This window comes from Dickeya zeae NCPPB 2538 (assembly GCF_000406165.1).
GTDB classification, from domain to species: domain Bacteria; phylum Pseudomonadota; class Gammaproteobacteria; order Enterobacterales; family Enterobacteriaceae; genus Dickeya; species Dickeya zeae.
Genome location: NZ_CM001977.1, coordinates 176,081 through 188,338, shown reverse-complemented (window position 1 = coordinate 188,338; position 12,258 = coordinate 176,081). Strand labels below are relative to the sequence as shown.

Here is a 12,258-nt window from a genome sequence, read left to right as displayed (position 1 = left end):
AATATCGCTTAAAGCCACCCGCGCTCAGCAAAAGAAACGTACTCGCCACGCCCGATTACCAGGTGATCAAGCACCCGAATCTCCATTAACTGACAGGCTTGTACGATTTTTTCGGTAATGGAACGATCGGCCTGACTGGGCTCCGCCTGCCCTGAGGGATGATTGTGCGCCAGAATCAGCGCGGCGGCATTCACTTTGAGCGCTTCGCGCACGATTTCACGCGGATGCACTTCCACACGGCTTATCGTGCCCGCGAACATCTCCTGGTGACAAATCACCCGATGCTGATTATCCAGAAACATGACCAAAAAAACTTCCCGCTCCTGATGAGCCAGCAGCAATTGCAGATACTGTTGCGTGACGTCCGGATTCAGCATGGCATCCTCTCGCGCCAGATGCGAAGAAAACAACCGGCGGGCCAGTTCCGCCACCGCCTGCAATTGGGCATATTTGGAAATGCCGACCCCTCGCACCGCATTAAACGCCGCCCAATCAGCCGTCATCAACCGATACAACGAACCAAACTGCGCTAACAGATTCTGCGCCAGTTCCATCACGTGTATCCCTTCCACTCCCGTGCGCAAAAAAATCGCCAGCAGTTCAGCATCACTGAGCGCCTCTACGCCAAGGGACATCAATTTCTCACGTGGGGCGCCGCCGTCATTCCATGTCATAGCCACTCCTTTTCAGAATGGCCCCATCATCCCACGCGGGAAATCGGTTCTCGATAACCGTATTGCGCCAGTGCGGCAACGCTCGCAATGATTTCTGCAAGCAGAAGAAAACCTCACAAACCAGATACCGCTCACGCTATTGCGTCACACGGCAGTGATAAAAGTGACTAACGCATCATCGTGACACCTCACACAGGAGTATCTTTTTTGATGAAGAGCCCATTGCTTAGCAAAGCCTGTTTATTACTCGTCACCTTATCCATCACCCCGCTTTATGCGCAGCAGCCGTTGGATAACGCGGCAAAAACCGCACTCCAGACAGCGCTGTATGATGAATACCACGCCGAAGCATTTTATGCTGCGGTCATCGAGAAGTTTGGTCAGGTGGCCCCTTTTAATAACATCATGCGGGCTGAGCAGAACCACGCCCATGCGTTAGCACAGTTGATGCAAAATCATGGTATGTCCGTGCCGCCCAACACATTATCCGGCAGTACAGAAATGAAGAACACGCTGCCAGCGACATTGAAGGAAGCCTGCAAAATGGGGGTTGATGCAGAAATCGCTAATCAGGCGTTATATGACAAAACACTACTACCTGCCGTCAGCTCTCATCAGGACATCACGTTAGTTTTCCAGCGGCTGCGCGACGCTTCCCAACAGAATCACCTGCCCGCGTTTAAACAGTGCCAATAATGCCTGTTCGTCTGTGCCACGCCCCTCTTTGTGAGCGTGGCGGTAACATCGCATCACGAAAACCGTGCCGCCGGGCATACCATCATCACCACGATGGATTGCCAACACTATGATAAAATGCTGGCTCTTTTGGGCTGAAAAACGGATATAACGATGACAGATTCTTCCAGTCTGCACGGGCTTTCCGGCGCATCGCTTGCGGGAAAACATATCGTACTGGGTATCAGCGGCGGCATCGCTGCCTACAAAGGCCCGGAACTGGTGCGGCGTCTGCGCGAGAGGGGCGCTGAGGTGCGAGTGGTGATGACACCCGCCGCTGGCGCGTTTATCACGCCACTGACGCTGCAGGCGGTCTCCGGCCACCCGGTGTCGGACGATCTGCTGGATCCCGCTGCCGAGGCGGCGATGGGCCACATTGAGCTGGGGAAATGGGCAGACCTGGTGATTCTGGCACCGGCATCGGCGGATTTGATCGCCCGGCTGGCGGCGGGTATGGCCAATGACCTGCTCAGTACCGTCTGTCTGGCGACCGCCGCGCCCATCGCCATCGCGCCCGCCATGAATCAGCAGATGTTCCGCGCTGCGGCCACACAGCACAATCTGGGCGTGCTGGCAGCACGTGGCATGCTGATCTGGGGGCCGGATAGCGGCAGCCAGGCGTGCGGTGATGTCGGCCCGGGCCGCATGATTGACCCGCTAACCATTGTGGCGCACGCCGACGCACACTTTTCCCGTGTCAATGATCTGCAACACCTGAATGTTATGGTTACGGCAGGGCCGACGCGCGAAGCACTGGACCCGGTACGGTTCATCAGCAATCACAGCTCAGGGAAGATGGGTTTTGCGATTGCCGCCGCTGCCGCCGCGCGCGGGGCGCAGGTCACGCTGATAGCAGGCCCGGTAAATTTACCGACACCAGACCATGTCACCCGTGTCGATGTTATCAGTGCTCAGGATATGCATCAGGCAGTGATGTCGCGCGCCGCTCAGCAGCATATCGTTATCGGGTGCGCTGCTGTGGCGGATTACCGGGCACACACCGTCGCTGATGAAAAGATCAAAAAGCAGGGTGATGAAATCAGTGTCACTCTGGTCAAAAATCCGGATATTATCGCCGATGTGGCGGCAATGAGCGAAAACAGGCCTTACGTCATCGGGTTTGCTGCCGAAACCAGTAATGTGGAAGAATACGCGCGCCAGAAGCTGGCCCGCAAACAGCTGGATCTGATTTGCGCGAATGATGTATCCCTTTCCGATCAGGGGTTTAACTCGGAAAATAATGCATTACACCTTTTCTGGCCGGGTGGGGACAAACGCCTGCCGCACAGCAGCAAACACCTGTTGGGCCAACAGTTAATTGACGAGATTGTCAGCCGTTATGATGAAAAAAATCGACGTAAAAATTCTTGATGCGCGTATCGGGCAACAGTTCCCGCTGCCAACCTATGCGACCCCAGGCTCTGCCGGGCTGGATTTACGCGCCTGTCTGGACAGCGCTATCGTGCTGGCCGCAGGCGAAACCACGCTGGTACCGACCGGTTTGGCTATCCATATCGCCGACCCGTCATTAGCGGCGGTGATCCTGCCTCGCTCCGGCCTCGGTCACAAACACGGTGTGGTGCTGGGTAATCTGGTGGGGCTTATCGATTCCGACTATCAGGGGCAGTTGATGGTGTCGGTATGGAACCGTGGCAGTCAGTCTTTCACCATCGAACCCGGCGAGCGCATCGCCCAGATGGTGTTCGTACCGGTAGTGCAGGCCGAATTCAATCTGGTTAACGATTTCGTCGACAGCGAGCGGGGAGAAGGTGGTTTCGGCCATTCCGGTCGCCACTGATACGCGTTATCCCTGCCTCCCAGGAAAATTATAAAGCCACAGCGTTGATGCGACTGTGGCGCTATCTGGTGTTTGTCCGTCACATTTTTATCAAGGGTCTTTTCTGACATGGCAGAGAAAGAAAATACGAAAAGGAACCGTCGCGAGGAAATTCTGCAGGCACTGGCGCAGATGCTGGAATCCAGCGATGGCAGTCAACGTATCACCACCGCTAAGCTGGCCGCCACCGTTGGCGTTTCAGAAGCCGCTCTTTATCGGCATTTTCCCAGCAAAACACGCATGTTTGACAGCCTGATCGAATTTATTGAAGACAGCCTGACTACCCGTATCAACCTGATCCTGCAGGATGAAAAAGACACCTTTAATCGGCTGCGGCTCATTTTGTTGCTGATCCTCGGCTTTGCCGAGAAAAACCCCGGTTTGACGCGCATTCTCACCGGCCATGCGCTGATGTTCGAACAGGACCGGTTGCAGGGTCGCATCAACCAGCTGTTTGACCGCATTGAATCGCAATTGCGTCAGGTACTGCGCGAACACAAACTACGCGGCGGCGAAGCGTTTCGCCATGACGAAACGTTGCTGGCGAGCCAGTTACTGGCGTTCTGCGAAGGGATGCTCTCCCGCTTTACCCGTTCCGAGTTCCGTACCCTGCCCACGCAGGATTTCGAAACCCGCTGGCCCTTGCTGGCCGCCCAGCTTCAGTAAACGTACAGCGTGGCGCACCGCCACGCCGCTTATTTCATCCCAGCCGGGTTATACGCCGAATTGCGCACGGTAAGCGTTCACCGCGTCCAGATGCGCAGCCATTTCCGGTTTTTCCGCCAGCCAGCTAATCAGGTCGCCCAGCGTGATGATGGACGTCACGTTGCACTGATAATCGCGTTCCACTTCCTGAATCGCGGACAGTTCGCCACGACCACGCTCTTGCCGGTCGAGCGCAATCAGTACACCAGCCAGCGTCGCCCCTTGTGCGGCGATGATATCCATCGATTCGCGGATAGCCGTACCGGCGGTAATCACATCGTCCACCAGCATGATGCGGCCTTTCAGCGGGCTACCGACCAGATTGCCGCCTTCGCCGTGATCCTTGGCTTCTTTACGGTTAAAGCAGTAGGGCACATCACGGTCATGGTGTTCCGCCAGCGCCACCGCCGTCGTGGTGGCAATCGGAATCCCCTTGTAAGCCGGACCGAACAGCACGTCGAATTCAACATTGGCATCCACCAGCGCCTCGGCGTAAAAGCGTCCCAGCAACGCCAGATCACGCCCGGTATTAAATAACCCGGCATTAAAGAAATAGGGGCTGATACGCCCGGATTTCAGGGTAAATTCGCCGAATTTCAGAACCTGCTTGCTCAGTGCGAATTCGATAAACTGACGCTGATAGGCTTTCATGACTCCCTCTCCTGTTACGACGGTAGTTTCCCACCGTTCTGACTGCATAGCATAAAAATGGATGGCATAAAAAAGCGACCACCTGGGTCGCTTTAACAATCAATCGGCCAATGCGGCCTTCTGCGCTCTGACAATATCTTCGATGCCCTGACGCGCCAGCGCCAGTAACGACAACAATTCGTCGTGGCTGAACGGCTCACCTTCCGCGGTGCCCTGCACCTCTATCATGCGGCCATCTTCGGTCATCACGACGTTCATGTCAGTTTCTGCGGCGGAATCTTCCACATATTCCAGGTCACACACCGCTTCACCATTAACAATCCCGACCGATACCGCCGCCACCATGCCTTTCAACGGGCTGGCTTTCAGCTTACCGCTGGCCACCATACCGTTTAGCGCATCCGCCAGCGCCACGCAGGCACCGGTGATAGAGGCAGTACGGGTGCCACCATCGGCCTGCAATACGTCGCAGTCCAGCGTAATGGTGAATTCACCCAATTTGTTCAGGTCTACGGCGGCACGCAGCGAGCGGGCGATCAGACGCTGAATTTCCAGTGTGCGGCCGCCTTGCTTGCCTTTTGCCGCTTCACGGGCGTTACGGCTATGGGTGGATCGCGGCAGCATGCCGTATTCAGCGGTAATCCAGCCTTGTCCCTGACCTTTCAGGAAACGCGGAACCCCTTCTTCTACCGTGGCATTGCACAGCACTTTGGTATCGCCAAACTCCACCAATACCGATCCTTCAGCATGTTTGGTGTAATGACGGGTGAATGTAAGAGGGCGAATTTGCTGGGCACTTCGGCCTGTTGGGCGCATGGCTCGTCTCCGGGCAGGTTCATTAAACTGGCGCGCATTATACGGTCTTCCCCCTGCCCTGCCTACCGCCAGTCACGATTAAAATTTCATCAATTTTTCCGGTGCCATCCGTGCCATCGGCTGGAGAGCCATCAGTAAGCCATGTAGAATACCGGCATTATTTATCCGCAGGCTGCTGATGTTCATGAGTGACTCCGTCTCTTCACCACCTTCACCCACGCCGTCAGGCAAGAAAATTCCCTGGCAGCAACAGGGAACCACGCCGGATTATCGCTTTTCGCTGGCTAACGAGCGCACCTTTCTGGCCTGGATTCGTACCGCGCTGGCGTTTCTGGCCGGTGCCATCGCCATTGACCAGTTTGCCCCCACGCTGGGGTCACCCACCATCCGAGCCGGTATGTCAGCCTTTCTGGCGCTGGCAGCGGCGCTGCTGGCGTGGATGGCTTACCAACGCTGGGCCGATAACGAGCGGGCGATGCGTGCCGGGCAAGCGCTGCCGTATACCCGTCTGCTCGTCGTCGTCGCCAGCGTCGTGAGCCTGACGTCGGTTGCACTGGCGCTGATTATCCTGCTGATGTAACCGCCATGACCACACCTGCCGATACCCCGCCGCGCGACCCTGGCCTGCAACCGGAACGCACGCGGCTTGCCTGGTCGCGTACCGCCTTTGTGCTGCTGATCAACAGCCTTTTACTGCTCAAAGCCGGTTCGATCACCACCCAGCCGCTGATGCTCGCTACCGGGTTGTTCCTGCTGGTGATGGCGTTGGTCACGTATATCTGGTCGCGTCTGCGATTGCGCGCGCTACAGCGCTATAGTCACCCTTGTACCCGGCAATCCATGCGAATGATGCAACTGCTGGTACTTATGGTGCTGGTCACGGCATTGAGCCTGTTGGTGGGGTTCACGACCAGCTAAACACAATCCCTCAACGGGTTTATCGTCAATACAAAAGATTTTGATCTGCCTGTTTTGGCATAACCCGTCGGTATACCCTGCGAGTATTTGCAATAAAAAATCATTAAATAACAAATAACTAATTAAAAACAACTCCATAACATCAGGTTATACCCTACCCATAAACAAGCATTCGTCAGAAAAAAAGCATCGTGGAATAGTCTTAGACATCTTCTCTCATGTCATCACTATGCAACCACGGATAAGACATCATGCTGATTCCACAACCTTACCTGCTTTTTCTTGGCGATGTGACCGACCCGCTGGCGGTGAAAACGGCACGCGGTATTCACACCTGGCGCCCCGAACAGTGTGTAGGCCAGTTACGCCTGCCGGGCAGCACGGTGTCACTGGGGCTCGATGATCTGGATATCCCCACCGCGGTGGCGCGTGGCGCTAAAACGCTGGTACTGGGTACCGCCAACGCCGGTGGCTTTCTGCCGCCATACTGGCTGGACACCGTGCGTACCGCCATCGAGGCCGGTATGAATGTTGCCAATGGCCTGCATCAACGGCTGATTGATGTCCCTGGTTTACAGGCGCTGGCAGAGCAGCATCAGGTAGCGCTGTTCGATATTCGTCACATGCGCCCGGAATTAACCGTCGGCAGTGGTAAGAAACGCAGCGGTAAACGCGTACTGACCGTCGGTACCGACTGCTCGGTTGGCAAAATGTACACCTCGCTGGCGCTGGAAGCCGCCATGCGTGCACAGGGGATGAAGGCGGATTTCCGTGCCACCGGTCAAACCGGGGTGCTGGTAGCTGGCGACGGTATCGCCATTGACGCTGTGATCGCCGATTTTATCGCTGGTGCAGCAGAAGCGTTGTCTCCTGCCAATGACGATGACCACTGGGATATCGTTGAAGGCCAGGGGTCGCTGTTTCATCCGTCCTACGCTGGAGTGACCACCGGTCTTATCCACGGTGCCCAGCCGCACTGGCTGGTGATGTGCCACGAAATGGGTCGCCCGCACATGCGCCACCTGCCGCATCAACCGATGGTGGAACTGGATGAGTGTGTGGATGCCTGCCTGCGCGCTGCCCGTGTGACCAACCCGGAGGTGCAGTTAGCGGGTTTCGCCATCAACACCTCCAACTATGGCGAACAGGAAGCGCGTGAGTACTGCCGCGGCCTGAGCGAACGCTTCGGTGTTCCTGCCACCGACCCGATCCGTTTCGGTATTGATGACATTGCGACGCTGCTGAAAACCCAGGGATAACCCGATGCGACAGATGCAAATTGAAACCGTAGAGCTGCCGCTGGCCCGCCCGTTCGCCATCTCGCGCGGTACCCGTACCGCCGTTACCGTGGTGCGGGTCACGCTGGAAGAGCGCGGCTTCATCGGCCGGGGGGAATGCACGCCCACCGCGCACTATCAGGAAACGGCTGACAGCGTCACCCGCCAGTTGGAAACCGTGCGTCAGGCAGTGGAAAACGGTATCAGTCTGGAAGCACTGCAACAGTCGTTGCCGCCGGGATCGGCGCGCAACGCCCTGGACTGCGCCCTGTGGCGACTGAACGCCGCGCTTGCCCGACAAACGCTGTGGCAGCACCTCGCCATCGCGCCGCCGCAGTCGATCATTACCGCTGAGACCCTGAGCCTCGACACGCTGGAAAACATGGCGAACGCCGCCAAAGACGCGGTGTCGCGCGGCGCGTTGCTATTGAAGATCAAGCTCGACCGGGATCAGATTCTGGAAAAAGTGGCGGCAATCCGCCAGGCGGCTCCCAATGTCACGTTGATTGTCGATGCCAATGAAGCCTGGAGCGGGTTGGATTTGGAATCATTGCTGCGCCAGTTAGCCGCACATCGCATCGCGATGGTCGAGCAACCGTTACCTGCCGGGCAGGACAGCGCGCTGGCGACGTTTAAACACGCGATCGCGGTATGCGCCGATGAAAGCTGCCACCACCGGGGCGACATCGCCGCGCTGTGCGACCGCTACGAGATGATCAACATCAAGCTGGACAAATGCGGCGGGCTGACCGAAGCACTGGCGATGGTGGCACAAGCTCGTCAGCACGACCTGCGCATCATGGTTGGCTGCATGCTCGGCTCCTCGCTGGCGATGGAAGCCGCTCTGCCAGTGGCGCTGGCGGCCGAACACGTGGATCTGGATGGCCCGATTTGGCTGGCCGCCGACAGCTCGCCTTACCTGACGTATAACCTTGGCCGCATCTGGCTGTGACAGAACCTACCGGAGTGACGATGACGGATACCACCCTAACCGCAATCCCTGCTGCGACGGCGTCTGCCCCGACACCGCAGCCGGTGCTGGAGATAGACGACCTGAGCGTTAGCTTCAGCGGCCGCTCCGGCACGCATTTGGCGCTCAAGGGCGTATCCTTCAGCCTCAACAAAGGGGAAGTGGTCGCCGTGGTCGGCGAAAGCGGCTCCGGCAAATCCGTCACCTCGCTGACGGTCATGGGGCTGCTGGCCGCGTCCGCCCGTATTGAACGTGGCGGCATTCGCTTTACCGATAGCACCGGTCGCCGCCATGACCTGCTGACCCTGAAGGACGATGCCCGTCGCCGCCTGCGCGGTCGTGATATGGCGATGATCTTTCAGGAGCCGATGACCTCCCTCAACCCGGTGCTGAAAGTGGGTGATCAACTCACCGAGGCCTTGCTGGACCACAACATGTGCGACGCGGCCAGCGCCGATAGCAAAGCACGCGAACTGCTGCGCAAAGTGCGGATCGCGGATATCGACCGAGTGATGAACAGCTATCCGCATTCGCTGTCCGGCGGGATGCGCCAGCGGGTGATGATAGCCCAGGCACTGGTCTGCGACCCGCAGTTACTGATCGCCGACGAGCCCACTACAGCGCTGGATGTGACGGTACAGGCACGCATCCTGCAAATCCTGCGCAACCTGCAACGCCAGAGCAACATGTCGGTGTTGTTCATTACCCACGACATGGGCGTGGTGGCGGAAATCGCGGACCGCGTAGTAGTCATGTATCGCGGTGAGGTGGTGGAACAAGGTCGGGTCGAGGATATTTTCAATCGTCCGCAGCACGACTACACCAAAGCACTGCTGGCAGCGGTGCCACGGCTGGGCGATATGCGCGACAGCGCCTGGCCCAGGCGCTTCCCGCTGCTAGGGCAGCAAAACGCGACAGCGGAACCGGATCACATGACCGCGCGTTATGACGCTCCGCCGTTGCTCGATATTCGTGGCCTGAAAGTGTACTACCCCATCCGCAGCGGCATTTTCTCTTCCGTCACCCACCGGGTACATGCGGTAGAGCAAATTGATTTCGCCGTCTGGCCGGGGGAAACGCTGGCGATTGTCGGCGAGTCTGGCTGTGGCAAATCCACCACCGGGCGGGCGCTGCTACGTCTGGTGGAAAGCCAGACAGATAGCCTGTTGTTCGACGGTCAGGAGATTGCCGGTTTACGCGACCGCGACTTCCAGCCGCTGCGCCGCAAAATGCAGATGGTGTTTCAGGATCCTTACGCCTCGCTCAACCCCCGTCTGACGGTAGGTTTCACCATTGCCGAGCCGCTGCTGCTGCACGGACTGGTGAAGTCGCTGGAAGAGGCTACCCCGCAGGTGCAGGCGCTACTGAAAAGCGTCGGCCTGCAACCGGAACACGCACAGCGCTATCCGCACGAATTTTCCGGCGGCCAGCGTCAACGTATTGCTATCGCCCGAGCGATGGCGCTGCACCCTCAGGTGATCATTGCTGACGAGGCCGTGTCGGCGCTCGATGTGTCGATTCAGGCACAGGTGGTCAACCTGATGATGGACTTACAGCAGAAGACCGGCGTGTCATGGATTTTCATCTCCCATGACATGGCGGTGGTGGAACGCATCGCCAACCGCGTGGCCGTGATGTACCTCGGTCAAATAGTGGAAATCGGCCCGCGTCAGTCGGTGTTCAACAACCCGCAGCATCCGTATACCCGGCGTCTGCTGGCCTCGGTACCGATCGCCGACCCTGACCGTCGCTATACCCGTGAACTGGACGACAGCGAAATTCCCTCGCCGTTGCGTAAGGCAAACGAGGTGGTGGAAAAAGCCCGCTACCGCGAAGTCGCCCCGCACCATTGGGTCAGCGAAGCCGGGTTCGGGTCGCCATCAACAGGGGCCTGACGTTATTGACCGTAAGACGTTATTGACCGTAAGACATTATGGCTCGTCAGTAGTAAACCGTAGCACCGTCCAACACCAGGGACACCCTAACTGCCCAAGGGCAGTCACCGCGTCGGCAACGTACTGACCACGGTGAAAATTAAACAGTAATAAAAACAAACAATAATAGAAAGCAGCACAACAACCAGCAACTCACACCATTTACAGGAGACACCATGAAATCGTTACTACCCGCAGTAACTTCACGTCGTTCCGCTGTCGCACTGGGGCTGTCATTGTGTTTAGCCGCCGCTGCCGCCCAGGCTCAGGATCTGCGCATTTCCATGTACGCTGACATCACCGGGCTGGATCCGCACGACACCTCGGATACGCTGAGCTACTCCATCCAGAGCGGGATCTTTGAACGTCTGTTCCAGTTCGACGACCAGATGAAACTGGTGCCGCAGCTGGCAACCAGTTACACCGGCAACGCCGATGCGACCGAATACACCATCACGCTGCGCGAAGGCGTCACCTTCCAGGACGGCACGCCGTTCAACGCCGATGCAGTAAAAGCCAACCTTGACCGTCTGGCCGACCAGAGCAAAGGGCTCAAGCGCAACAGCCTGTTTAATATGATCAAGAGCGTGACGGTCGTATCGCCGACACAGGTCAAAATCGAGCTGAATAAATCCTTCGGTGCGTTTATCAACACCCTGGCGCACCCGTCTGCGGTGATGCACAGCCCGGCCGCGTTACAACAGTACCCGGATGAAACCCAGTTGCGCGTACACCCGGTCGGTACCGGTCCGTTCAAGTTTGTCGAATGGCAGCAGGGCAAAGACGTCAAACTGACCAAGTACGACAACTACTGGCAGAAAGGCTGGCCGAAAGTGGATAACGTGACTTTCTACCCGTCGCCGGAAGACGCCACCCGCGTCGCCGCCTTGAAATCCGGCCAGTCTGACGCTATCTACCCGCTGCCGTCCGACCTGGTGAAAACCGTTGAAGATGACACCAAGCTGGCTATCCAGCGTGACCCCAGCATCTATCTGTACTACATGGCCATCAATACCCAACACGGGCCGTTGAGTGACGTGCGGGTACGCCAGGCGCTGAACTTTGCCATCAACCGGACTATGTGGCTGAGAGTGGGTTTCGCCGGTATGGGCCTGCCTGCTGCCTCTGCCATGGCACCGCGCGTGCAGTTCTTCTCCAGCCAGAGCGAGCCGAACTATACCTACAGCCCCGCGAAAGCCAAGGAGCTGTTGAAAGAAGCCGGTTACGAAAACGGGCTGGAACTGAAACTGTGGGTCAGCAACGCCACCTCCGCTGTGCGCAGTGCGCAGTTCTTCAAACAGCAGCTTGAGCAGGTCGGTATCAAAGTCACCGTGACCCCGATGGACTCCGGTACCCGCAACGAAAAACTGTTCGGCGTGAAAGACCCGAAACAGGCTGAATTCGACTTGTACTACGGTGGCTGGTCACCGTCTACCGGCGATGCCGACTGGGCGCTGCGTCCGCTGTTCGCGACAGAATCCTGGGTACCGAAAGCCTATAACGTGTCTTACTACAGTAACCCGGATGTGGACAAAGCGATCGTCGCCGGTCTGGCTACCTCAGATAACAGCAAACGTGCTGCCGCGTATGCCGATGCCCAGAAACTGATCTGGAAAGACGCGCCGGTGGTGTTCCTGGGTGTACCGGACAACCTGGTCGGTAAAGTGAAAAATCTGTCTGGCGTTTACATGCTGGCGGACGGTTCTCTGATTTTCGATCAGGCTGAGTTCAAGTAATCGCA

General features: G+C 57.5%; 13 protein-coding genes. 10 read left to right on the top strand and 3 right to left on the bottom strand.

Annotated elements, in window-relative coordinates:
* Positions 1-8: 8 nt before the first annotated feature.
* The gene (gene radC / locus DZE2538_RS00865) at positions 9-674 is read right to left on the bottom strand and encodes a RadC family protein (RefSeq protein WP_023638639.1); all 666 of its coding nucleotides are present in this window, start codon (positions 672-674) and stop codon (positions 9-11) included.
* Between the two features lie 210 nt (positions 675-884).
* Here radC and DZE2538_RS00860 point away from each other — a divergent pair, with 210 nt between their 5' ends.
* The 4 genes from DZE2538_RS00860 (at position 885) to slmA (ending at position 3,912) form a co-directional block, all read left to right on the top strand.
* Positions 885-1,370 carry a ferritin-like domain-containing protein gene (locus tag DZE2538_RS00860; protein ID WP_019844116.1) on the top strand — a complete coding sequence of 162 codons (486 nt, stop codon included), beginning with the start codon at positions 885-887 and terminating at the stop codon, positions 1,368-1,370.
* Between the two features lie 153 nt (positions 1,371-1,523).
* The gene (coaBC, locus tag DZE2538_RS00855) at positions 1,524-2,780 is read left to right on the top strand and encodes a bifunctional phosphopantothenoylcysteine decarboxylase/phosphopantothenate--cysteine ligase CoaBC (RefSeq protein ID WP_050568647.1); all 1,257 of its coding nucleotides are present in this window, start codon (positions 1,524-1,526) and stop codon (positions 2,778-2,780) included.
* Positions 2,749-3,207 (top strand): dUTP diphosphatase, encoded by a 459-nt coding sequence (gene dut, locus DZE2538_RS00850; RefSeq protein ID WP_012882898.1) that lies wholly within the window; start codon positions 2,749-2,751, stop codon positions 3,205-3,207. The genes coaBC and dut overlap by 32 nt, the downstream gene beginning before the upstream one ends.
* A gap of 108 nt (positions 3,208-3,315) precedes the next feature.
* Positions 3,316-3,912, top strand: coding sequence for a nucleoid occlusion factor SlmA (gene slmA, locus DZE2538_RS00845; protein WP_012882897.1), 597 nt, complete (start codon positions 3,316-3,318; stop codon positions 3,910-3,912).
* A gap of 48 nt (positions 3,913-3,960) precedes the next feature.
* Here the strand turns inward: slmA and pyrE are convergent, their stop codons facing one another.
* On the bottom strand, positions 3,961-4,602 hold the full coding sequence (gene pyrE / locus DZE2538_RS00840; RefSeq protein ID WP_038902976.1) for an orotate phosphoribosyltransferase: 642 nt from the start codon (positions 4,600-4,602) through the stop codon (positions 3,961-3,963).
* 99 nt (positions 4,603-4,701) lie between these two features.
* The gene (gene rph, locus DZE2538_RS00835) at positions 4,702-5,418 is read right to left on the bottom strand and encodes a ribonuclease PH (RefSeq protein WP_019844119.1); all 717 of its coding nucleotides are present in this window, start codon (positions 5,416-5,418) and stop codon (positions 4,702-4,704) included.
* A gap of 178 nt (positions 5,419-5,596) precedes the next feature.
* On the opposite strand from rph, the gene DZE2538_RS00830 reads away from it, so the two are divergent.
* The 6 genes from DZE2538_RS00830 (at position 5,597) to DZE2538_RS00805 (ending at position 12,253) form a co-directional block, all read left to right on the top strand.
* Positions 5,597-5,998, top strand: a complete 402-nt coding sequence (locus DZE2538_RS00830) for a YidH family protein (RefSeq protein ID WP_019844120.1) — start codon at positions 5,597-5,599, stop codon at positions 5,996-5,998.
* A gap of 5 nt (positions 5,999-6,003) precedes the next feature.
* Complete coding sequence (locus DZE2538_RS00825) at positions 6,004-6,336, top strand: DUF202 domain-containing protein (protein ID WP_038915357.1); 333 nt, start codon at positions 6,004-6,006, stop codon at positions 6,334-6,336.
* A gap of 251 nt (positions 6,337-6,587) precedes the next feature.
* On the top strand, positions 6,588-7,595 hold the full coding sequence (gene dgcN / locus DZE2538_RS00820) for an N-acetyltransferase DgcN (RefSeq protein ID WP_038915356.1): 1,008 nt from the start codon (positions 6,588-6,590) through the stop codon (positions 7,593-7,595).
* 4 nt (positions 7,596-7,599) lie between these two features.
* Entirely contained in the window at positions 7,600-8,565 is a 966-nt protein-coding gene (dgcA, locus tag DZE2538_RS00815) for an N-acetyl-D-Glu racemase DgcA (RefSeq protein ID WP_038912841.1), read from the top strand.
* 20 nt (positions 8,566-8,585) lie between these two features.
* On the top strand, positions 8,586-10,478 hold the full coding sequence (locus tag DZE2538_RS00810) for an ABC transporter ATP-binding protein (protein WP_019844123.1): 1,893 nt from the start codon (positions 8,586-8,588) through the stop codon (positions 10,476-10,478).
* A 215-nt stretch (positions 10,479-10,693) separates the two neighbouring features.
* Positions 10,694-12,253 carry a glutathione ABC transporter substrate-binding protein gene (locus DZE2538_RS00805; protein WP_023638633.1) on the top strand — a complete coding sequence of 520 codons (1,560 nt, stop codon included), beginning with the start codon at positions 10,694-10,696 and terminating at the stop codon, positions 12,251-12,253.
* Positions 12,254-12,258 lie beyond the last annotated feature (5 nt).

What these genes read in the sequence shown, in the direction of transcription:
- radC (WP_023638639.1), bottom strand. Translation starts at nt 674, where the DNA reads ATGACATGGAATGACGGCGGCGCCCCACGTGAGAAATTGATGTCCCTT.
- DZE2538_RS00860 (WP_019844116.1), top strand. Translation starts at nt 885, where the DNA reads ATGAAGAGCCCATTGCTTAGCAAAGCCTGTTTATTACTCGTCACCTTA.
- coaBC (WP_050568647.1), top strand. Translation starts at nt 1,524, where the DNA reads ATGACAGATTCTTCCAGTCTGCACGGGCTTTCCGGCGCATCGCTTGCG.
- dut (WP_012882898.1), top strand. Translation starts at nt 2,749, where the DNA reads ATGATGAAAAAAATCGACGTAAAAATTCTTGATGCGCGTATCGGGCAA.
- slmA (WP_012882897.1), top strand. Translation starts at nt 3,316, where the DNA reads ATGGCAGAGAAAGAAAATACGAAAAGGAACCGTCGCGAGGAAATTCTG.
- pyrE (WP_038902976.1), bottom strand. Translation starts at nt 4,602, where the DNA reads ATGAAAGCCTATCAGCGTCAGTTTATCGAATTCGCACTGAGCAAGCAG.
- rph (WP_019844119.1), bottom strand. Translation starts at nt 5,418, where the DNA reads ATGCGCCCAACAGGCCGAAGTGCCCAGCAAATTCGCCCTCTTACATTC.
- DZE2538_RS00830 (WP_019844120.1), top strand. Translation starts at nt 5,597, where the DNA reads ATGTTCATGAGTGACTCCGTCTCTTCACCACCTTCACCCACGCCGTCA.
- DZE2538_RS00825 (WP_038915357.1), top strand. Translation starts at nt 6,004, where the DNA reads ATGACCACACCTGCCGATACCCCGCCGCGCGACCCTGGCCTGCAACCG.
- dgcN (WP_038915356.1), top strand. Translation starts at nt 6,588, where the DNA reads ATGCTGATTCCACAACCTTACCTGCTTTTTCTTGGCGATGTGACCGAC.
- dgcA (WP_038912841.1), top strand. Translation starts at nt 7,600, where the DNA reads ATGCGACAGATGCAAATTGAAACCGTAGAGCTGCCGCTGGCCCGCCCG.
- DZE2538_RS00810 (WP_019844123.1), top strand. Translation starts at nt 8,586, where the DNA reads ATGACGGATACCACCCTAACCGCAATCCCTGCTGCGACGGCGTCTGCC.
- DZE2538_RS00805 (WP_023638633.1), top strand. Translation starts at nt 10,694, where the DNA reads ATGAAATCGTTACTACCCGCAGTAACTTCACGTCGTTCCGCTGTCGCA.